Origin of the sequence: Streptomyces sp. SAI-127 (genome assembly GCF_029894425.1) — a bacterium.
In the GTDB taxonomy this organism is placed as follows: Bacteria; Actinomycetota; Actinomycetes; order Streptomycetales; family Streptomycetaceae; genus Streptomyces.
The window spans coordinates 7544588-7564011 of record NZ_JARXYJ010000001.1 but is presented as its reverse complement, the minus strand read 5'-3'; the positions used below and the strand labels follow the sequence as shown (position 1 = coordinate 7564011).

Annotated in this window: 16 protein-coding genes; 11 read left to right on the top strand and 5 right to left on the bottom strand. The window is 71.6% G+C overall.

Annotation, left to right across the window (positions count from 1 at the left end; translation table 11 throughout):
- The first annotated feature begins 74 nt into the window (after positions 1 to 74).
- Positions 75 to 776 (top strand): methyltransferase domain-containing protein, encoded by a 702-nt coding sequence (locus M2157_RS34765; protein WP_280857085.1) that lies wholly within the window; start codon positions 75 to 77, stop codon positions 774 to 776.
- 43 nt (positions 777 to 819) lie between these two features.
- Here the strand turns inward: M2157_RS34765 and M2157_RS34760 are convergent, their stop codons facing one another.
- A complete protein-coding gene (locus tag M2157_RS34760; RefSeq protein ID WP_057611769.1) occupies positions 820 to 1035 on the bottom strand; it encodes a hypothetical protein in 216 nt (71 codons plus the stop codon).
- 175 nt (positions 1036 to 1210) lie between these two features.
- On the opposite strand from M2157_RS34760, the gene M2157_RS34755 reads away from it, so the two are divergent.
- Positions 1211 to 2413, top strand: a complete 1203-nt coding sequence (locus M2157_RS34755; protein ID WP_280867211.1) for a bifunctional adenosylcobinamide kinase/adenosylcobinamide-phosphate guanylyltransferase — start codon at positions 1211 to 1213, stop codon at positions 2411 to 2413.
- Here M2157_RS34755 and M2157_RS34750 read toward each other — a convergent pair.
- The gene (locus M2157_RS34750; protein ID WP_348541815.1) at positions 2402 to 3004 is read right to left on the bottom strand and encodes a MarR family transcriptional regulator; all 603 of its coding nucleotides are present in this window, start codon (positions 3002 to 3004) and stop codon (positions 2402 to 2404) included. The genes M2157_RS34755 and M2157_RS34750 overlap by 12 nt on opposite strands.
- Before the next feature lie 126 nt (positions 3005 to 3130).
- On the opposite strand from M2157_RS34750, the gene cobT reads away from it, so the two are divergent.
- From cobT to M2157_RS34735, 3 genes are all read left to right on the top strand, one after another.
- On the top strand, positions 3131 to 4219 hold the full coding sequence (gene cobT / locus M2157_RS34745) for a nicotinate-nucleotide--dimethylbenzimidazole phosphoribosyltransferase (RefSeq protein WP_280857087.1): 1089 nt from the start codon (positions 3131 to 3133) through the stop codon (positions 4217 to 4219).
- A 61-nt stretch (positions 4220 to 4280) separates the two neighbouring features.
- Positions 4281 to 6047 carry a phosphatidylglycerol lysyltransferase domain-containing protein gene (locus M2157_RS34740; RefSeq protein WP_280867210.1) on the top strand — a complete coding sequence of 589 codons (1767 nt, stop codon included), beginning with the start codon at positions 4281 to 4283 and terminating at the stop codon, positions 6045 to 6047.
- A gap of 10 nt (positions 6048 to 6057) precedes the next feature.
- Entirely contained in the window at positions 6058 to 6750 is a 693-nt protein-coding gene (locus M2157_RS34735; RefSeq protein WP_280867209.1) for a hypothetical protein, read from the top strand.
- Positions 6751 to 7153: 403 nt separating this feature from the next.
- Here M2157_RS34735 and M2157_RS34730 read toward each other — a convergent pair whose 3' ends face one another.
- Positions 7154 to 7912: a hypothetical protein gene (locus M2157_RS34730; RefSeq protein WP_266525772.1), complete on the bottom strand. Its 759-nt coding sequence runs from the start codon at positions 7910 to 7912 to the stop codon at positions 7154 to 7156.
- Positions 7913 to 7986: 74 nt separating this feature from the next.
- On the opposite strand from M2157_RS34730, the gene M2157_RS34725 reads away from it, so the two are divergent.
- A complete protein-coding gene (locus tag M2157_RS34725) occupies positions 7987 to 8769 on the top strand; it encodes an adenosylcobinamide-GDP ribazoletransferase (protein WP_280868323.1) in 783 nt (260 codons plus the stop codon).
- Here M2157_RS34725 and M2157_RS34720 read toward each other — a convergent pair.
- The gene (locus M2157_RS34720; protein ID WP_280857090.1) at positions 8766 to 9545 is read right to left on the bottom strand and encodes an endo alpha-1,4 polygalactosaminidase; all 780 of its coding nucleotides are present in this window, start codon (positions 9543 to 9545) and stop codon (positions 8766 to 8768) included. The two genes, M2157_RS34725 and M2157_RS34720, sit on opposite strands and share 4 nt — an antisense overlap.
- A 229-nt stretch (positions 9546 to 9774) precedes the next feature.
- On the opposite strand from M2157_RS34720, the gene M2157_RS34715 reads away from it, so the two are divergent.
- The 3 genes from M2157_RS34715 to sucB all read left to right on the top strand — a co-directional run bounded on the left by M2157_RS34715 (position 9775) and on the right by sucB (position 14887).
- Entirely contained in the window at positions 9775 to 11310 is a 1536-nt protein-coding gene (locus tag M2157_RS34715) for a leucyl aminopeptidase (RefSeq protein WP_280867208.1), read from the top strand.
- Positions 11311 to 11625: 315 nt separating this feature from the next.
- Positions 11626 to 13014, top strand: coding sequence for a dihydrolipoyl dehydrogenase (lpdA, locus tag M2157_RS34710; RefSeq protein WP_280857092.1), 1389 nt, complete (start codon positions 11626 to 11628; stop codon positions 13012 to 13014).
- A 61-nt stretch (positions 13015 to 13075) separates the two neighbouring features.
- Complete coding sequence (sucB, locus tag M2157_RS34705; protein ID WP_280857093.1) at positions 13076 to 14887, top strand: 2-oxoglutarate dehydrogenase, E2 component, dihydrolipoamide succinyltransferase; 1812 nt, start codon at positions 13076 to 13078, stop codon at positions 14885 to 14887.
- Between the two features lie 59 nt (positions 14888 to 14946).
- Here the strand turns inward: sucB and M2157_RS34700 are convergent, their stop codons facing one another.
- A complete protein-coding gene (locus M2157_RS34700) occupies positions 14947 to 15618 on the bottom strand; it encodes a hypothetical protein (RefSeq protein WP_280867207.1) in 672 nt (223 codons plus the stop codon).
- Positions 15619 to 15831: 213 nt separating this feature from the next.
- Between M2157_RS34700 and M2157_RS34695 the strand changes: the two genes are divergently transcribed.
- Positions 15832 to 16455 carry a GntR family transcriptional regulator gene (locus M2157_RS34695; protein WP_280867206.1) on the top strand — a complete coding sequence of 208 codons (624 nt, stop codon included), beginning with the start codon at positions 15832 to 15834 and terminating at the stop codon, positions 16453 to 16455.
- Positions 16456 to 16716: 261 nt separating this feature from the next.
- A complete protein-coding gene (aceE, locus tag M2157_RS34690; RefSeq protein WP_280857095.1) occupies positions 16717 to 19419 on the top strand; it encodes a pyruvate dehydrogenase (acetyl-transferring), homodimeric type in 2703 nt (900 codons plus the stop codon).
- Positions 19420 to 19424 lie beyond the last annotated feature (5 nt).

Genomic DNA, 19424 nt, shown 5'->3' with positions numbered 1-19424 from the left:
CTTTCTCCGGGGGCGCGGCGGATGCCTGGCTGAACAAGCTGGGCGGGCTGCGGAATGTCGTACGACAGGAGCTGGTGGCCCGGCAGCTCGACGAGCAGATAGTCGGGCGGTACCCCGTCGGGCAGCGGCTGCGGGTGCTCGACGTGGGTATGGGTCAGGGCACCCAGGCGCTGCGGCTGGCCCGGGCCGGGCACCAGGTGACCGGGCTCGAACAGGATTCCACGATGGTGGCGGCGGCCCGGGAGGCCCTGTCAGCCGAGCCCGAGGGCATCCGGGAGCGGATGCGGATCATCGAGGGCGACGGCCGGGACACCGGGGTGCACTTCCTGCCGGGCAGTTTCGACGTGGTGCTCTGCCACGGTGTGCTCATGTACGTCGATCAGCCGGACCCGCTCCTCGCCGGGCTGGCGCGGATGCTGGCACCGGGCGGGCTGCTGTCGCTGCTCGTGCGCAACGGTGACGCGCTGGCGATGCGGCCGGGGCTGGCCGGGGACTGGGGCGCGGCGCTCGCCGCGTTCGACACGACCGCCTATCGCAATCGGCTCGGGCTCGATGTGCGGGCGGACCGGCTGAGCACGCTCACCGCGACGCTCGCCGGGATCGGGGCACCGCTCCAGGCCTGGTACGGCGTGCGGGTGTTCACCGACACCGCGGCGGACGACACCGAGGCGCCGGCCGATCTGGAGGCGCTGCTGGCCTGCGAGGAGCGGGCCGGGCGGACGGATCCGTATCGCGGGGTCGCCGCGCTGCTGCACCTGTGCGGAGTGCGGGGCTGAGCGGAGGCGGGCGAGGGGGCCACGGCACCCTCGCCCGTCGAGGTCATGCCTCCTCGGCCGCGCGCAGGCTCATCGGACCGTAGATCTCCGTGGCGTCCTCGAACAGCCGTACCTGTTCCGCGCCGCCCGCGAGCAGGGCCTTCCAGTACTCGCCGAGCCAGGACTCGGCGTCTCCCTGGGTGGTGAACTCCTCCGGCTCCACGGCGGGCTGGGTCTCAGCGCCGTCGGCCTTCTCGAATCGCCAGGTCCATGTCGCCATGCAGGCCTCCCTCGTATGAGCACGGTCAGTGGTCGAGCCTATGCGTTCCGCTGGGGTCGGTGGAACAAGATCGCGGCAGGTGGTCGCGGCGGAGGCGCGGAATCGACGCGGCCCCGCGCCCCATAGGGTGCCTCCGCTCGCGCAAGATCAACGGGGACCGGCGAGAATCGTTTCCGTGGAACTCACTCTGCTCGGTACCGGTGCCCCCAACGGCCTTCCCCGCCCCGGCTGTCCCTGCGCCGCCTGCGCGGTCGCCGTCGGGGCGGACGCACGTGGTGCCACCGCCGTCCTCGTCGACGAGACCCTGCTGCTCGATCTCACTCCCGGTGCCGCCTTCGCGGCCGCCCGCGCCGGGCACTCGCTCGGTGGCGTACGGCAGGTTCTGCTGTCGCACCCCCATGACGGGCCCCCGGTCGAGGTGCCGGCCGGGCTTCCGCAGCCGGGGCGGGTGCCGGACGGGCGGGAGTTGGCGTTGCTGACGGGGCATCGGGTGCGGGCCGTGGCGATGGACGCGCCGGGGACCGGGTACGCCGTCACCGGGCCCGACGGACAACGGGCGCTGTATCTGCCGCCGGGGGGTGCGCCCGCCGGGCTGGAGGAGGGGGCCGTCGACTCGTACGACATGGTGCTCGTCGATGTCGTACGGCGGCCGGACGCGCTGGCCCGGCTGCGGGCCGTGGGCGCTGTCGGGCCCACGACGGACGTCGTCGCCGTGCATGTCGATCACGATGTGCCGCCGGGGGCCGAGTTGCGGCGGCGGCTGGCCGCGGCGGGGGCGCGGGCCGTGCCCGACGGGACGACTCTGGTCGTCGGGGTCTACGAGGACGTACCGGATGTGCCGCGGCGGACGCTGGTGCTGGGCGGGGCGCGGTCCGGGAAGTCGGTGGAGGCCGAGCGGCGGCTGGAGTCCTTCCCCGAGGTGCTGTACGTGGCGACCGGCGGGTCGCGGAACGGGGACACCGAGTGGGCCTCCCGGGTTTCCGCCCATCGGGAGCGTCGGCCCGGGTCGTGGCGTACGACCGAGACGTGCGACCTGGTGCCGCTGCTGAAGGACGACGGGGCGCCGCTGCTGATCGACTGTCTGTCGCTGTGGCTGACCGACGCGATGGACGCCGTGGGGGCGTGGGACGACGCGGAGTGGGCCGACGGCGGGGAGCGCGAACTGCGGTCGCGGGTGCGGGAGTTGACGGAGGCGGTGCGGGGCGCGCGGCGGACCGTGGTGGCCGTGTCCAATGAGGTGGGGTCGGGGATCGTGCCGGCCACCGCGTCCGGGCGCCGGTACCGGGACGAGCTGGGGCGGCTGAACGCGGCGTTCGCGGGCGAGTGCGAGCAGGTGGTGCTGGTGGTGGCGGGGCAGGCGATGGTGCTACGGGGCTGAGGTGTCCGTGTTCTTGCGGGCGATCACCCGGTACGCCTTCGCGAAGCGGGTGCCGGCGAGGAGGAGGGCCAGGGTGTGGTCCAGCGCTCTCGCCGCCAAGTCCAGCGGTCCGTTCACCGTCGGGGGCAGGCGGGTCGTCACGCGGCCGGGGATGTGCGCGGATCTGCGGGCCGTGGTGACGATCGTGCAGCCCTGGGACTCCAACTCGGCGCGGGGGTCGTCCTGGCATTCCACGAGGAGGTGGCCGCCGGGGCGAAGGACGGCGAGGGCGGCCTGGAAATCCTTGGTGCGGGGCCGCTGGTTCAGCAGGCTGACCACGTCGTAGCGGGCGCGGAGACGGGCGGTGATCTGCGGGTCCGTCAGCCGGCCGAGGTGGCCTTCCTCCAGGCGTTCGACCGCCTGGGCGTGCAGGACGCGGTGGCTGAGGTCCAGGCCGTCGAAGGCCGTGTAGGGGAAGAACGTTCTCGCCGCCTCCGGGAAGTCCGCGTCCCCCGTCTCCACGTCCAGCCAGCTCTCCGGTTCGGGGAACCGCAGTATCGCGCGGGCGGTGGAGCGAAGACGCCGTACGGAAGGGGCGGTCGGTGCGGGCATGAGGCCTCCCGGGAACGTACGGCAATTCGCTGCAAATCGGAACGTATGGGATCCCGATCTCGGGTGCAATGACGTCATGGCCATGTGGCGCCCCCGTGTTCGATCAGGGCCGGTACTGTTCGGCGAATGAGCTCGCTTAATCTCGACGACTTCACCGATCTGATCGAGCGTCCCGACGGCGGGGTGCGTCGCGACGCCGAGGCGCGCCGGGAGCGTCAGATCGTGCCGCCCGGGGCGCTGGGCCGCCTGGACGACCTGGGTGAGTGGCTGGCCGCGGCGCAGGCGGCCGTACCGGTACGGCCGGTCGAACGGCCGCGGGTCGTGCTGTTCGCCGGTGACCACGGGATCGCCGAACTGGGCGTCTCGGGGCGGGCCGCGGGCAGCGCCTCGGAGTTGGTGCGGGAGGTCCTGGAGGGCGGCCGTCCGGTGTCGATCCTCGCGCGGCGGCTGGGTGTGCCGGTACGGGTCGTCGACATGGCGCTGGACTGCGATCCGGCCGAGCTGCCGGAGGATGTCGTACGGCATCGGGTGCGGCGCGGGAGCGGTCGTATCGATGTCGAGGACGCGTTGACCCTCGAGGAGGCGGAGGCCGCCTTCCGGGCCGGGGTCGCGGTGGCCGACGAGGAGGCCGACTCCGGTACGGATCTCGTGGTGCTCGGCGATGTGAGCGTGGGCGGGACCACGGCGGCCGGGGTGCTGGTCGCGGCGCTGTGCGGGACCGACGCGTCCGTCGTGACCGGGCGCGGCGGGACCGGGATCGACGACCTGGCCTGGATGCGCAAGTGCGCGGCGATCCGGGACGCGCTGCGGCGGGCGCGGCCGGTGCTCGGGGACCAGTTGCAACTGCTGGCGACCGTCGGCGGGGCCGACCTCGCCGCGATCACGGGCTTCCTCCTCCAGAGCGCGGTGCGCAAGCTGCCCGTCGTGCTGGACGGGGTGGTCGTGGCCGCCTGTGCGCTGGTGGGTCAGCGGATCGCGTTCCGGGCGCCGGACTGGTGGCTGGCCGGGCAGAACAGCGGTGAGCCGGGACAGACGAAGGCGCTGGACCGGATGGCCCTGGACCCGCTGCTCGACCATGGCGTGACGGTCGGGGAGGGCGCGGGCGGACTGCTGGCGCTGCCGCTGGTCCAGGCCGCGGCGGCGCTGGCCGCCGAGCTGCCGGAGAAGCCCGCGGTTTCCGAGGAGGAGCCGGAGAAGGTGTCCGACGAGGAGTAGTCCCGGACCGGTGAGTGCCCTTGCGGCAGAATCGCCGGCGCAACGGGCATGATCGCCCTTCATGGGAGATGTCCGAGTTGCACCTGTTCGGGATGCCCGCCGGTTCACCGCTGCCTCGCGGCGGGCCGCCGGGTTCGCCGTCTGGTACCTGCGGGTCGTCGCGTTCGTCAACTTCCTCAGCGCGGTGTGGGTCTCGCTGGGGCAGGACGTGCGGCGGCACAACCAGGAGGACTTCTTCACGCCGTATCTGCTGACGGCGGGTTTCGCCTCCGGGGTGTTCACGGCCTTCCTCGCGATCACCATGCGGCGGCGCAAGCGCGCGGCGTGGATCCTGAACCTGGTGCTGTCGGGGGCGTTCCTCGCGCTGTTCGTCTTCGCGATGGCGTTCCCGGAGATCCGGCGGTACGCGCAGAACTGGATCTCGCTCGGCCTCACGGCCGCGTTCGTCGCCGCCCTGCTCGTCGGCCGGCGGGAGTTCTACGCCAAGGGTGACCGGTCCAATCCGCGGCTCGCCGCCGCCGTGGCCGTGGGCGGACTGCTCGTGTGCTCGTTGCTGGCCGCGCTGCTGGTGACCGTCACCAATCAGGCCTCGAGGTCCTCGGCCTTCGGGGAGCGGTGGTGGTACGGCACGCTGCGGCTGGTCTCCGTCGCCGCCGACGACTCCCGCTTCGACGGGATCCTCACGGCGAACTGGGTCAACGTCGTCATCAACGTGCTCAGCACGATCCTCGTCCTCGCCGTCCTCTACGCCGCCTTCCGCTCCCGGCGTGCGGTCGACCCGCTCACCGAGGACGACGAGCGGTGCCTGAGAAAGCTGTTGGATCGGCACGGCGAGCGGGACTCGCTCGGGTACTTCGCGCTGCGCAGGGAGAAGAGCGTCGTCTGGTCGCCGACCGGGAAGGCGGCCGTGACCTACCGGGTCGTCAGCGGGGTCTCGCTGGCCTCCGGCGATCCGATCGGCGACCCGGAGGCCTGGCCGGGGGCGATCGGGCCGTGGCTCGCCGAGGCGCGGGCGCACGGGTGGCTGCCGGCGGTGATGGGCGCGGGTGAGGACGCGGGGACGGTGTACGCGCGGCACGGCCTGAACGCGCTGGAGCTGGGCGACGAGGCGATCGTCGAGGTCGCCGAGTTCACGCTGGAGGGGCGGGCCATGCGGACCGTCAGGCAGGCCTACAACCGGGTCAAACGTGCCGGGTACACGGTACGGATCCGGCGCCACGAGGACATCCCCGCCGAGGAGATGGCGGCTCTCGTACGGCGTGCGGACGACTGGCGGGACGGTGCCACCGAGCGCGGGTTCAGCATGGCGCTGGGGCGGCTCGGGGATCCGGAGGACGGCCGGTGCGTCGCGCTGGAGTGCAGTGCCGGCGACGGTGAGCTGAAGGCGGTGCTCTCCTTCGTGCCGTGGGGGCCGCACGGGCTGTCCCTCGACCTGATGCGCCGGGATCGCGACGCGGACAACGGGCTCATGGAGTTCATGGTCATCGAGCTGCTGAACCGGGCCCAGGAGATCCAGATCACCCAGGTTTCGCTCAACTTCGCCATGTTCCGTTCGGTCTTCGAACGTGGTGCACGTCTTGGTGCCGGGCCGGTGCTGCGGCTGTGGCGGTCGCTGCTCAGCTTCTTCTCGCGCTGGTGGCAGATCGAGTCCCTGTACCGGGCCAACGCCAAGTACCGGCCCATCTGGGAACCGCGGTTCCTGCTCTTCGAGAAGAGCGCGGACCTGCCGCGCATCGGCATCGCCTCGGCCCGTGCGGAGGGGTTCCTGGAGGTGCCGGGACTGCCGGGGTGGCTACAGCGGCGGGAGCACCTGAGCACGCACAGATGAGGACCATGGGATGCAGACGCTCGCCCGCTGGGCCCGCGCGGAGTGGGGGCCGCTGTACGTCACCGTGCGCGGACCTCTGCTGCGCCGGAAGTGGCGGGCGGTCCCCCTGGCGTTGACGGCCGTCGGGCTGACGGCCGCCCTGCACTTCGTGCACAACCAGTCGTGGGGCTACGACTTCGTCCAGGACGCCGGTGCCGTACGCGCCGCGGACCCGCTGTGGCTCGCCCTGCTCCGCACTCCCCTCTCCCTGTTCGTGCCGGCCCTTGACCTGCCGGTGTGGGGCGCGCTGGCGCAGATCCTGTTCGTGTTCGGGATCGCCGAGATCTGTCTGGGCCGCCGGCGCACGCTCGCTCTGGCGTACGCGGCCACGCTCGCCGGCACGCTGTACGCGCGCGTGGGCATCTGGCTGGGACCCGACAGCCCGCTCGGCCTGTCCGCCTCGGACGCGCACGTCGTCGACACCGGCCCGTCGGCGGCCGTGGTGGGCCTCGCGGTCTTCCTCGCCCTGCGCCACGGCGCCCGGGTCACCGCGGGTGCCGTCATCGCGGCGATGGTGGCGGAGGTGCTGGTGAAGGAGAACCTCGCCGGCAGGGAACACCTGGCGGCGATCGCGGCGATGCTGGTGCTGTGTGCGATCCCGGCGGCACGTCGGCGGCGTGCGAGGGAAGAGGCCGGGTCGGGGCTGCGGTCCGGCGAACCCTGACGGGCACCGACGCGTACACCGTCCCGGCGTCCTCACCCGCGCCCATCACCGCCGGCAGCCACCCGTGCGCCCGCGCCCCGGCGAGCCACAGCTCGATCGCCCCCAGCCAGGCCTCCGGGTCGCGGGGCTGCCGCCCGGCGAACCCTGAGCCGAGCACCGCCGCGGACGCCGTCCCCGCGTCCTCACCCGCGCCCATCACCGCCGGCAGCCACCCGTGCGCCCGCGCCCCGGCGAGCCACAGCTCGATCGCCCCCAGCCAGGCCTCCGGGTGGCCGCCGTCGGATCGCCGGAGGACGGCGACCGGACGACGCTCTTCTCCCCGCGCAGCGCGTGCGGCCCAGGCCCCGGAAACCGGCATGGACGCCGACCGCCCCTCACCACTGACCAAGATCCCCGCGGCGCGTCAGCGGCGTTCCAGCGACGGGGTCGGGTCCGGTTTGCCGCCGATCAGGTCCTGGAACTTGCGGCGGGGGCCCGACCAGCGCTTGTCGCGGTGGTAGGCGCGCAGGGTGGCCCGGGCGCGGGCGCGCGGGCGGCGGCGGTAGAAGCGCCGGGCCCAGGGGGAACCCGGGCGGGCCAGGCGGATGACACCGATCAGGCCGACGAGCGGGACGATCACGCTGAAGATCGCCATCCGGGTCTTGCCCTTGAACAGGACGAGCATCGCGAAGAGGAAGTTGACCACGACGCTGCTGATCACGCCGCCGCGGTCCTGGGCCTCCTCCTGCGTCACGTCGTTGACACCGAACGGCGAGAATCCCGCGAGCATCAGGCCGACGAGCGCCGCGGTGAGGACGACGACCTCGACACTCTTGCGGCCCTCCTCGGTCCAGTAGACGTCGTCGAGATGCAGGATCAGCGCGAACTCGTCCAGCACCAGACCCGCGCCCATGCCGAAGACCACCGCGCACAGCCCCGCCACGAAGCCGTTCCGCCCGCTCGCGACCGCGCCGAAGCCGCCGACGACGGTGAGGACGACTCCGGGCACCACGTGGTGGATGTGCACCCCTCCGGTGCTGACGTTGCCGAAGGGACCCTTGCCCGCCCGGATGAGCCGGGTGATGACCCGCGTGATCAGGAAGGTCAGTACGAACGCGGTCAGGGCGAGGAGCAACGGCAGCTTGCCCGGTTCCACGATGTTGCGCTCCAGCCAGTGACCCATGTTCCCCAGTCTCCGACCGGCAGGGGTGGGCCGCCCGGCGGCCACGGCGTCCGGGCTACCCTGCCGACGTGTCCATGACCCCGCCCCCGCTCGACGGTCTCCGCTTCGCCTTCGGCACGCTCAGCGTGCTCCCCGTGAAGGTGACCCGCTGGGACCGGGAGGCGGCACGCGGCGGAATGCTGTGCGCTCCGCTGGTCGGGGTGGCACTGGGGGGTGTGTCGGCCGCGCTGGGCCTCCTGCTCCTGGCCCTGGGTTCCTCCGCACTGCTCGCCGCGGTCGCCACCGTCGCCGTACCGGCGGTCCTCACGCGGGGCCTGCACCTCGACGGCCTCGCGGACACCGCCGACGGCCTGGGCAGCGGCAAGCCCGCCGAGGACGCCCTGCGGATCATGAAGCAGTCGGACATCGGACCGTTCGGGGTGATCACCCTCGTCTTCGTACTGCTCGCTCAGGTGGCCGCGCTGTCGCAGATGTACGGCGACTCGTGGGCGCGGGGTGCGACGGCGGCCGTGGTCTCGGCGACGGCCGCGCGGCTGGTCCTGACGCTGGCGGCCCGCGCCGGGGTCCCGCCGGCCAGGCCGGAGGGACTGGGGGCCGCGGTGGCGGGGGTGGTCCCCGTACGAGGTGCGATACCGGTGGCCGTCGCGGTGACGCTGGGCGCGGCCGGAGCGGGTGCGCTCCTCGGGTCGTACGACATCGTCCGCGCGGTCCTCGCGGTCGCCGCCGCCGTGGGAGCGGCCGAGCTTCTCCTGCGGCACTGCACGCGCCGCTTCGGCGGGGTGACCGGGGACGTGTTCGGCGGGCTGGCGGAGACCGCGGCGACGGCGGCCCTGGTGATCCTGTCGATGAACTTCTAACAGGCCTCGCGCCACACCCCGAGCTCGTACTTCTTCAGCATCGAACTCAGCTTCAGCCGCCGGGACTCGGCGCAGAAGCGGCTGGTGGGCAGCTCGTACTCGACGTGGAAGACCGCCTTGTCCGCCTTGATGAACGGCTCCATGTCCGCGCACTCGGCGTACTGCGCGCACTGCTCGTTGACCGCGAAGTCGAAGTCCGCCACCAGCTCCGGGATCTGGTCGAGGTCGTTCTTCAGGCCGACCGACAGCCCGCGGTCGTGGGCCATTTCGGCGATCAGGCGGTTGTAGCGGAGCTGGTCCGCCGCCGTCAGTGCGAAGCCCGTGCGGTTCTTGTAGCCGTCCATGTTGTCCGGCTCCACCGCGTCGAAGCCCTTCTCGCGGCACATGTCGAGGCGGTCCGCCATCAGCGGTTCCAGGGCGTCCGTGGCGCGGATGTCGAGCCAGCGCTCCCCCTCCCAGCCGTTGCCGCGCCCGATCACCGACTCGGGGAACTTGCCGGCGTCGGGGCGCCAGTCCTCCCACGCGCCGGTGGAGAGGTAGCAGATGACCTTGCGGCCCTTGCGGTGCAGGGACGACACCACCGCCTCGGACTGGTCGAAGCCGTCGATGTCGTACACCGGCACGTCCACGGACGTGTCGACACGGCCGGTCAGCTGCCACTGCCAGGCGACACCGGGGCGGGGCCGCCAACGGGATTCTCCGGACGCGGAGTCGGGGGCGGTCGAGCATCCCGTCACCAGAACGAGCAGGGTGACGAGCAGGAGAGGGCGCTTCAACGGACGGGCTCCAGACAGTGCGACGGCGTACCCAGGGATGATCTCGTGTGCCGCAGCCGGAGGTACGCTCGGCCGACCCGAGCGTAGGCTCGTCCCGGGTGGTCGCCGACAGGGGTGAAGGCCCCGATCGGGACCCGTGCTCGGACACGAAATAGGGTCGGCCGTCGGGCCCGGTCGACCCACCCGCTCGACCCACGCAACTTCACATCGGAAGCGAGAATTCACCACCGTGACTGCTCTCACTCTCAGCACCTCCGCGGCGCCCGGCCTGCGGGCCGACGCGATCGTGATCGGTGTCGCCAAGGGCGCGAAGGGCCCGGTAGTGGCGCCGGGCGCCGAATCCGTGGACAAGGCCTACGACGGCAGGCTCGCCGGCGTCCTGGAGACCCTCGGTGCCTCCGGCGCCGAGGGCGAGGTGACGAAGCTGCCGGCGCCCTCCGGCATCAAGTCGCCGCTCGTGGTGGCCGTGGGCCTGGGCGCCGAGCCCGAGAAGGACTCCTCCTTCGACCCGGAGGCACTGCGCAAGGCCGCCGGTGTCGCCGCCCGCACGCTGGCCGGCTCGAAGAAGGCCGTGTTCGTGCTGCCGCTCGGCGACGCCGCCGACCTCGGCGCGGTCGCCGAGGGCGTGCTGCTCGGGGCGTACTCCTTCACCACCTACAAGGAGAATGCGCCTTCGAAAAACGACGCCAAGGCGAAGAACGGCCAGGCTCCGCTGGCCGAGGCCGCGCTGCTGGGCGGCAAGCCGCGGGACGCCGCGTACAAGGCCGCGCTCTCCCGGGCCACCGCGGTCGCCGAGGAGCTCAACCGCGCGCGCGACCTCATCAACATGCCGCCGAACGACCTGAACCCCGAGGTGTTCGCCTCGATCGTGCAGGCCGCGGGCAAGGAGCACGGCCTCAAGGTGCAGGTGCTCGACGTGAAGGCGCTGGAGAAGGGCGGCTACGGCGGCATCCTCGGCGTCGGCGCCGGGTCGGCGTCGGGGCCGCGGCTGGTGAAGCTGTCGTACACCTCGTCCAAGGCGAAGAAGCACCTCGCACTGGTCGGCAAGGGGATCACGTACGACTCGGGCGGCATCTCGCTGAAGCCGGCGGGTCACAACGAGACGATGAAGTGCGACATGAGCGGGGCGGCGGCGGTCTTCGCGGCCGTGGTCTCGGCCGCGCGTCTGGGCCTCGAGGTCAACGTCACCGGGTGGCTGGCGCTCGCCGAGAACATGCCCTCGGGGTCGGCCACGCGCCCCGGTGACGTGCTGCGGATGTACAGCGGCAAGACCGTGGAGGTGCTCAACACCGACGCGGAGGGGCGGCTCGTCCTCGCGGACGCTCTCTGGGCGGCGTCCCAGGAGAAGCCGGACGCCATCGTGGACGTCGCCACCCTCACCGGCGCGATGATGCTGGCGCTCGGCAGCCGGACGTTCGGGATCATGGCCAACGACGACGCGTTCCGCTCCGCGGTGTACGAGGCCGCCGAGGAGGTCGGGGAGCCTGCCTGGCCGATGCCGCTGCCGGAGCACCTGCGCAAGGGGATGGACTCTCCCACCGCCGACATCGCGAACATGGGTGAGCGGATGGGCGGTGGGCTGGTCGCCGGGCTCTTCCTGCGGGAGTTCGTGGGTGAGGGGATCACCTGGGCGCACCTCGACATCGCGGGTCCCGCGTTCAACGACGGCGGGCCGTTCGGGTACACGCCGAAGGGCGGGACGGGGTCTGCGGTGCGGACGCTGGTGCGGCTCGCCGAGTTGACCGCCTCGGGTGACCTGGGGTGATGTTCGCCCAATAGCTCGGTCCCTGAGGGGCGTGGGCGGCTGCGGGCCCGTTGTGGCTCGTCGCGCCCGCGCGGCGGAGCCGCATACCGATACAGCCCCGCGCCCCTTCAGGCGTCTCACCGTGGCCCTCGTTCTCATGTGAGCGTGTGGTGTCTCACACCCCGGCCCGGCGTCTCGTTCAGGGCTGACAAGTGCGAAGATGGGGCTCGGCAGGACAGGGCCCCCACCACAGGGCCGAAGAAAGAGCGGCCGGACACCAGCCGCCGCGCGGTCACTGGAGACCGGCGTACGGCGCACATGCATGGAGGACGTGACGTGGCGAACGACGCCAGCACCGTTTTCGACCTAGTGATCCTCGGCGGTGGTAGTGGCGGTTACGCCGCGGCCCTGCGCGGGGCTCAGCTGGGGCTTGACGTCGCCCTGATCGAGAAGGACAAGGTCGGCGGTACCTGCCTGCACCGGGGATGCATCCCCACCAAGGCCCTGCTGCACGCGGGCGAGATCGCCGACCAGGCCCGCGAGAGCGAGCAGTTCGGCGTGAAGACCACCTTCGAGGGCATCGACATCGCCGGGGTGCACAAGTACAAGGACGGCGTGGTCGCCGGCCTGTACAAGGGCCTCCAGGGGCTCGTCGCCTCCCGGAAGGTCCACTACATCGAGGGCGAGGGCCGGCTGTCGTCGCCGACCTCCGTCGACGTCAACGGCCAGCGCATCCAAGGCCGCCACGTGCTCCTCGCGACCGGCTCCGTGCCGAAGTCGCTGCCGGGCCTGGAGATCGACGGCAACCGCATCATCTCCTCGGACCACGCCCTCGTCCTGGACCGCGTACCGAAGTCCGCGATCATCCTGGGCGGCGGTGTCATCGGGGTCGAGTTCGCCTCCGCGTGGAAGTCCTTCGGGTCTGAGATCACGATCATCGAGGGGCTCAAGCACCTCGCCCCGCTCGAGGACGAGAACTCCTCCAAGCTGCTCGAGCGCGCGTTCCGCAAGCGCGGCATCAAGTTCAACCTGGGCACCTTCTTCCAGAAGGCCGAGTACACCCAGGACGGCGTCAAGGTCACCCTCGCCGACGGCAAGGAGTTCGAGGCCGAGGTGCTGCTGGTGGCCGTCGGCCGCGGGCCCGTCTCCGCCGGTCTCGGCTACGAGGAGCAGGGCGTCGCGATGGACCGCGGCTACGTCCTGGTCGACGAGTACATGCGCACCAACGTCCCGACCATCTCCGCCGTCGGAGACCTGGTCCCCACGCTCCAGCTCGCGCACGTCGGCTTCGCCGAGGGCATCCTGGTCGCGGAGCGTCTGGCCGGTCTCAAGACCGTTCCGATCGACTACGACGGCGTCCCGCGGGTGACCTACTGCCACCCCGAGGTCGCCTCCGTGGGCATCACCGAGGCCAAGGCCAAGGAGATCTACGGCGCGGACAAGGTCGTCGCTCTGAAGTACAACCTCGCGGGCAACGGCAAGAGCAAGATCCTCAACACCGCGGGCGAGATCAAGCTCGTCCAGGTGAAGGACGGTGCCGTGGTCGGCGTCCACATGGTCGGCGACCGCATGGGCGAGCAGGTCGGCGAGGCCCAGCTGATCTACAACTGGGAGGCGCTGCCGGCCGAGGTCGCCCAGCTCATCCACGCCCACCCGACGCAGAGCGAGGCGCTCGGCGAGGCGCACCTGGCCCTTGCGGGCAAGCCGCTGCACGCACACGACTGATCCCTCGGTCGACGAAGCGACGATCACAGACTTCCGCAATTCGTAAGGAGCAACCGAAACCATGGCGGTTTCCGTAACCCTTCCGGCGCTCGGCGAGAGCGTCACCGAGGGCACCGTCACCCGCTGGCTGAAGGCCGAGGGTGAGCGTGTAGAGGCCGACGAGCCGCTGCTCGAGGTGTCGACCGACAAGGTCGACACCGAGATCCCCTCCCCCGCCGCGGGCATCCTGGCCTCCATCAAGGTCGCCGAGGACGAGACGGTCGAGGTCGGCGCCGAGCTGGCCGTGATCGACGACGGCACCGGCGCCCCCGCCGCTGCCCCGGCACCGGCCGCCGAGCCGGTCGCCGAGCCCGCCCCGGAGCCGGCTCAGGCCGCTCCGTCCACCGAGCAGGCCGCCCCCGCGCCCGCTCCCACCGCCGAGGCCGCTTCCGGCGGCGGCTCCGCCGAGGGCACGGACGTCGTCCTGCCCGCGCTGGGCGAGTCCGTCACCGAGGGCACCGTCACCCGGTGGCTGAAGGAGGTCGGCGAGGAGGTCGCGGAGGACGAGCCCCTGCTCGAGGTCTCCACCGACAAGGTCGACACCGAGATCCCGTCGCCTGCCGCCGGTGTGCTGCTGGAGATCGTGGTCGGCGAGGACGAGACGGCCGAGGTCGGCGCGAAGCTCGCCGTCATCGGCGCCCCGGGTGCGGCTCCGGCCGCTGCCCCGGCCCCCGCCGCTCCGGCCCCGGCCGCCGAGGCCCCCGCCCCGGCTCCGGCGCCCGCTCCGGCCCCCGCCGCTCCGGCGCCCGCTCCGGCTCCGGCTCCGGCCCCGCAGGCGCCCTCGGCTCCGGCCCCGCAGCAGCAGACGGCTCCGGCTCCCGACCCGGCGCCCGCCGCTCCGGCTCCGGCGCCCGCCCCGGTCACCCCGGCCCCGGCTCCCGCCGCGACCTCCGGTGACGACGGCGCCTACGTGACCCCGCTGGTGCGCAAGCTCGCCGCCGAGAACGGCGTCGACCTGGCAGCCGTCAAGGGCACCGGCGTCGGCGGTCGGGTCCGCAAGCAGGACGTCATCGCCGCCGCCGAGGCCGCGAAGGCCGCCGCCGCTCCGGCTCCCGCCGCTGCCGCCCCGGCTGCCCCCGCCGCCAAGAAGGCGCCGACGCTGGAGGCCTCCCCCCTCCGTGGCCAGACCGTCAAGATGCCGCGCATCCGCAAGGTCATCGGCGACAACATGGTCAAGGCGCTGCACGAGCAGGCGCAGCTGTCCTCGGTCGTCGAGGTCGACGTCACCCGCCTGATGAAGCTGCGCGCCCGCGCCAAGGACGGGTTCGCGGCTCGTGAGGGCGTCAAGCTCTCCCCGATGCCGTTCTTCGTCAAGGCCGCGGCCCAGGCGCTGAAGGCGCACGCGCCCGTCAACGCCCGGATCAACGTGGACGAGGGCACGATCACCTACTTCGACACCGAGAACATCGGTATCGCGGTGGACTCCGAGAAGGGCCTGATGACCCCGGTCATCAAGCACGCGGGCGACCTCAACATCGCCGGCATCGCCAAGGCCACGGCGGAGCTCGCGGGCAAGGTCCGCGCGAACAAGATCACGCCCGACGAGCTGTCCGGCGCGACCTTCACCATCTCCAACACCGGTTCGCGCGGTGCGCTCTTCGACACGATCATCGTGCCGCCGGGCCAGGTCGCGATCCTCGGTATCGGTGCCACGGTCAAGCGTCCGGCGGTCATCGAGACCGAGGAGGGCACGGTCATCGGCGTCCGCGACATGACCTACCTGACCCTCTCCTACGACCACCGTCTGGTGGACGGCGCCGACGCGGCCCGTTACCTGACCGCGGTCAAGGCGATCCTTGAGGCGGGCGAGTTCGAGGTCGAGCTCGGCCTGTAAGCCTCAGTAGTGCCTGTACGGTGCCCCGTCCGGAGCTCTCCGGACGGGGCACCGTCGTCTCACCGGGGCGTCAGCGTCCTGTCCGACCAGCCCCACAGTTCCTCCACCCACACGTTGGGGACGGAGAGCTTGGGTGCGGGCGTGAGCCGCTTCGTCCGGTACGCCTTCAGGACGTCGTAGGTGGCGTCCAGGCAGTCCCGCGAGGTGAGCTTCCCGGTCTTCGGGTCGACCCCGACGAGGAAGCCGCGGGCCTCGACCTCGCTGATCATGGCCCGGGCGTTGTTCACGTCGTGGGTCGAGGACCTGGTGCAGCGGTAGCGGCTGTAGGGATGTTCGGAGGTGCCCGGATAGTGGGCGTCGGTGCTCATCTCGCTGAGCATGCGGTCGTACGATCCCTCCGCGTGCCAGGCCCCGATGTCGCCGCCCGGCGGGGTGTAGAGCTTGGCGCTGGGGTTCTCGACGGCGCCGTAGACCCAGCGTCCGGTGCCCGGGAGCTTGAAGCCCCAGCCGACGTGCCCGAACTTCTGCGCCCCGTCGGGCTTGACGAAGACGCAGGCGGCGCCGCCGCCCCGGACCGCACCCGCCATGTTGGTGATCGTTTCGGTCGCTTCGGTACTGCTCGGCGTCACGTCGGCCGTCGCCCGTGTGGCCGACTGACCGCAGCCCGTCACGGCGACGATCGCACCGATCACGGCCGCGAACGCCAGTCCGCGCTGTCCCCCGATGTTCATGCCGTCCCCCTGTGGTGCGAGGGGGCGCCCCGCGCGGGAACCCCTGACGAACGCGACACTTCTCAGAGCCGTGGGGTTCCGTGTCTTGACAGAAGTCGTGCGGCTGGGAGCGTGTAAGCCTCGTCTCACCTGCATGAAAGCGCCCCCGTGCGCCCCTCCCGGACGGGCACTCGGCCTTATTGTCTAAACGTCAAACGCCCTTAAGGAGCTCTCATGACCGCGCCCGTCGTCCACTCGCTGCGCGAACAGATCCGCGAGCACATCGTGGAGGGGATCGTCAGCGGGCGCTGGCAGCCGGGCGAGCGGATCGTGGAGCGCCGTATCGCGACCGAGCTGGAGGTCAGCCAGACGCCGGTGCGGGAGGCGCTGCGCGAGCTGGAGTCGCTGCGGCTGATCGAGTCCGCGCCGAACAAGGGCGTACGGGTGCGGAATCTGACGGCGGCCGACCTGGAGGAGAGCTACCCCGTGCGGGCCGGTCTGGAGGCCATCGCGGCGGAGCTGGCGGCGGAGCGGCTGGCGCAGGACTGCTCGGCCCTGGAACCGCATGTCGCCGCGCTCTACGACGCCGACCGCGACTCGGACGGCACCGGGCAGGTGCGGCACACGGTGGGTTTCCACCGCGAGCTGGTGCGGGCGGCCGGCAACTCGGTGCTGCTGCACACCTGGGAGGGCCTGGGCATCGAGGTCTTCACCGCTCTGTCGATCCGCTGGCTGGGGACGGTCCAGCAGTCGTACGCGGAGGAGCACGAGGAGCTGGTGGCGGCGTTCAAGCGCCGGGACCCGCGGATCCCGGAGATCGTGAAGGCGCATGTCCTGGGGTGCGCGCCGAGGGCCTGACGCAGCCGAGCAGACCCGCGCTCACCTGCGGAAACCCTTCGAAAACAAGGCACCCGGTGTCTCCGTCGAAGGCACCCCGTGCCTACTTTCTCGTCATCGAGAAGTTTTGCCTCTCAACCCTTTGATCGATCATCGATCAGCGAGTTAGAGTCCTCGACGGGCCCTTACCGGGGCCCTCCGCCCTGTCCTGCCAAAGACAAAGGGCACCCCCGAAACCCTGCCTGATTGAGGGAACCCCCTTCGACTGAGGAAGGCGGCGACATGACCGACCCCATCGCCATCCAGCCGAGCGAGCTCGACCAGCTCCCCGACCGGGACCCGGAGGAGACCGCCGAATGGCAGGCCTCGCTGGACGCGGTCGCCAAGGCGGCCGGCCCGCACCGAGCCGCGTACCTGATGCGTCGCACGCTGGAGAGGGCGGAGGGCAACGGCATCGCGCTGCCGAAGCTCCTCGAGACCGACTACGTCAACACCATCCCCACCGCCGCCGAGCCGTCCGCGCCCGGTGACGAGGAGATGGAGCGGAAGATCACCGGGTGGAACCGCTGGAACGCGGCCGCCATGGTCACCCGCGGCTCCAAATACGGCGTCGGCGGCCACATCGCCACCTTCGCCTCCGCGGCCTGGCTCTACGAGACCGGCTTCAACCACTTCTTCAAGGGCAAGGAGGCCGACGGGTCCGGCGACCAGCTCTACATCCAGGGCCACGCCTCCCCCGGCATCTACGCCCGCGCCTTCCTCGACGGCCGGCTGGACGAGCAGCAGCTCGACAACTTCCGCCGCGAGTCGGGCGGCAACGGCCTCCCGTCGTACCCGCACCCCCGTCGCCTGCCCTGGCTGTGGGAGTTCCCGACGGTGTCGATGGGCCTCGGCCCGCTCTCCGCGATCTACCAGGCGCGCTTCAACCGCTACCTGACGGCCCGCGGCATCAAGGACGTCTCGGACTCCCACGTCTGGGCCTTCCTCGGCGACGGCGAGATGGACGAGCCGGAGTCCACGGCGGCACTCGCACTCGCGAGCCGCGAGGGCCTCGACAACCTCACCTTCGTCATCAACTGCAACCTGCAGCGCCTCGACGGCCCGGTCCGCGCGAACTTCAAGATCGTGCAGGAGCTGGAGGCCCAGTTCCGCGGCGCCGGCTGGAACGTCATCAAGTCGCTGTGGGGCAACGCCTGGGACGAGCTGTTCCGGCTCGACACCACGGGCGCGCTGGTACGACGGCTCCGCGAGGTACCCGACGCGCAGGTGCAGACGTACCAGACGCGCGACGCCGCCTACATCCGCCAGGACTTCTTCGGCAAGGACCCGGCTCTCGTCGAGATGGCGAAGCTGCTGTCCGACGACAAGATCCTCGAGTGTTTCCACCTCTCCCGCGGTGGCCACGAGGCGCGCAAGGTGTACGCCGCCTACAAGGCCGCCGTCGAGTTCAAGGGCGCGCCGACGGTCATCCTGGCCCAGACGGTCAAGGGCCACACCCTCGGCGAGGGCTTCGCGTCGAAGAACGCCAACCACCAGATGAAGAAGCTGACGGTGGACGAGTTCAAGACCATGCGTGACCTGCTTGAACTGCCCATCAAGGACAGTGACTTCGTCGACGGCGTGGTCCCCTACGGCCACCCGGGCGCCGACTCCCCCGAGGTCCGCTACCTCCAGGAGCGCCGCGCCGCCCTCGGCGGTCCGGCCCCGGCCCGCCGTGTGCACCCGGTGGCCCCGCTGCCGGCCCCCGCCGAGAAGGCCTTCGCCTCCTTCGACAAGGGCTCCGGCTCGCAGAACGTGGCCACCACCATGGCCTTCGTCCGCCTGATCAAGGACCTGGTCCGCGACAAGGAGACCGGCAGGCGCTGGGTGCCGATCGTCCCCGACGAGGCGCGCACCTTCGGTATGGAGTCGCTGTTCCCGTCGCTCGGGATCTACTCCCCCAAGGGCCAGACGTACGAGCCGGTCGACCGCGACCAGCTGATGTACTACAAGGAGGCCCAGAACGGCCAGATCCTCAACGAGGGGATCACCGAGGCCGGTTCGATGGCCGACTTCATCGCCGCGTCCACCGCGTACGCGACGCACGGCGAGGCGATGATCCCGTTCTACATCTTCTACTCGATGTTCGGCTGGCAGCGCACGGCCGACCAGATGTGGCAGCTCGGCGACCAGCTGGGCCGCGGCTTCCTCGTCGGCGCCACGGCGGGCCGTACCACCCTGACGGGCGAGGGCCTGCAGCACGCGGACGGTCACTCGCCGGTGATCGCGGCGACGAACCCGGCGGCGTTGACGTACGACCCGGCGTTCGCGTACGAGGTCGCCACGATCGTGCGCGACGGCATCCGCCGTATGTACGGCGAGGCGGCGCCCGGCGAGGACCCGAACGTCTTCTACTACCTGACGGTCTACAACGAGCCGCTTCCGCAGCCCGCCAAGCCGTCCGGTACGGGCATCGACGAGGGCATCGTCAAGGGCCTCTACCGCTTCAACACGGCGGAGTCCGCGGGCCTTTCCCCGGCCGCCAACGCCCCCCGCATCCAGCTGCTGGGCTCCGGCACGGCGATCCACTGGGTGCTGAAGGCGCAGCGGATGCTGGCCGAGGAGTGGGGCGTGGCGGCCGACGTGTGGTCCGCGACGTCCTGGACGGAACTCCGCCGGGATGCGCTGGAGGCCGACGCCGGTCTGCTGCGCGGCGAAGAGCGGGTCCCGTACGTCCGTCAGGCGCTGCACGGTGCCGAGGGCCCGGTCCTCGCGGTCTCCGACTACATGCGCCAGGTCCCGGACCAGATCGCGCAGTGGGTCGAGCAGGACTGGTCCTCGCTCGGCGCGGACGGCTTCGGCCTCTCCGACACCCGCGAGGGCGCCCGCCGCCACTTCGGCGTCGACGCGGAGTCCGTCGTGGTCGCGGCCCTGGCTCAGCTCGCCCGGCGCGGTGAGGTGAAGGCGACGGCCGTGAAGGAAGCGCGGGAGAAGTACGGGCTGTAGGGGCC